The sequence below is a fragment of the Caloramator proteoclasticus DSM 10124 genome, from assembly GCF_900129265.1.
Lineage (GTDB): Bacteria > Bacillota > Clostridia > Clostridiales > Caloramatoraceae > Thermobrachium > Thermobrachium proteoclasticum.
The window spans coordinates 1-1374 of the sequence record NZ_FQVG01000114.1 but is presented as its reverse complement, the minus strand read 5'-3'; the positions used below and the strand labels follow the sequence as shown (position 1 = coordinate 1374).

Annotated in this window: 2 protein-coding genes; both read left to right on the top strand. The window is 26.1% G+C overall.

What is annotated here, in order from left to right:
* The first annotated feature begins 234 nt into the window (after positions 1 to 234).
* Positions 235 to 813, top strand: coding sequence for a hypothetical protein (locus tag BUB63_RS13120; RefSeq protein ID WP_073250476.1), 579 nt, complete (start codon positions 235 to 237; stop codon positions 811 to 813).
* Positions 814 to 824: 11 nt separating this feature from the next.
* The gene (locus BUB63_RS13115) at positions 825 to 1346 is read left to right on the top strand and encodes a pilus assembly PilX N-terminal domain-containing protein (RefSeq protein WP_073250473.1); all 522 of its coding nucleotides are present in this window, start codon (positions 825 to 827) and stop codon (positions 1344 to 1346) included.
* Positions 1347 to 1374: the final 28 nt, after the last annotated feature.

Sequence of the window (1374 nt, the reverse complement as noted above, 5' to 3'; positions counted from 1 at the left end):
TTCACTTTTTAAGTGAAATGCAGTTTAGTAAAAAATTAAGTTAATATGGGCTATAGAACTCTTTTAAATAAATTCCATGAATAATTCAGGTTTAACTATGCCTATGAAAGTTATTTAAATGGAGATATTAAATTTCCAGATAATCCAGATAATAATATTAATTTTATAGAAATAGATTATAGTGATAAAAAACATAAAATAAGATTTGAAAGGGTTAAACAGGCAGAATACCAGATGAAGGGTATAGATTATAACAGTTATGACTTAGTGTTGAAGGTTGATGGAAACGAACTGCAGTTGTTGGAAGGAAATATAAAGTTAGATGCAAAGTTATTGGAAAAAGAGAAGAGAATTGAAAACACAGAAAAAGTAAAAAATAGAGTATTTATAAAGGTAACATTAGAAAATAGTGCTTTTAAATATGAAATAAAAATAAATAAAATAAGGGAAAATGACGATGAAACCTTTACAAATTTATCTGCAGAGGTATTTGATAAGAATGTTTCAAATCCCTCTGGAAAATTACTAATTGATGTTAATAATACAGATTATAATATAAATTTTTTAATTGATGGTGTATATAGTGGTAATGATTTAATAGATAGAATTTTAACAGTAGATTATAGAAATAAACCAAGTAATGTAAATTTAGCATCAGTTTACCCTAATGTAGAGTTTATAGAAAAGACAGCTACTAATTCTTTAGATAAAAATCAAAGGGTAGAATATGTAAAAATATCAATTTTTAAAAACAGTGATTTGAATAACCCCTTAGATGAAAAAATATACGAGTTTTCTAAAATACAAAAATGAGAGTGATGTGTATGGTTAAAAGAAAAAAAGGTTCTGCACTGATTTATGTTATTTTAATGCTGGCAATATTGTTTACTGTAAGCATTGCGGCAATGCAGATGACATTGGCATCATTAAAACAGAGCAGTAGCTTTCATCAAAAAAATCAGGCATATTATTATGCTGATTCGAGTACCGACAAAATACTATATTTTTTAGATATCATAGCCGATGAAGCAAGAAACTATGCAAATAGTTACTGTTATACTCCTTCAGGTTCTCCTAATTTAAGTAATTCTGAGATTAAAACAATATATGAAAACTATTTAAATAATAAAAGTAAAGAAACGTATGAAAATGAAATGAGAAAAATTTTTACAGAAAAATACGTTGAATTTATAGACGAATTTTTGAAGAATACTGATGGATATGCTATAAACAAACAGGTTAGGATAGGTAGCAATAATATTTCTATAAACGGTACGTGGGAAGTGTGGAAACAAAAAATAGATGAAATATTAGTAAACCTGAATTATTCACCAACCAAAAATTAAACTGAAAAATATTTATAAGAAATCTTAG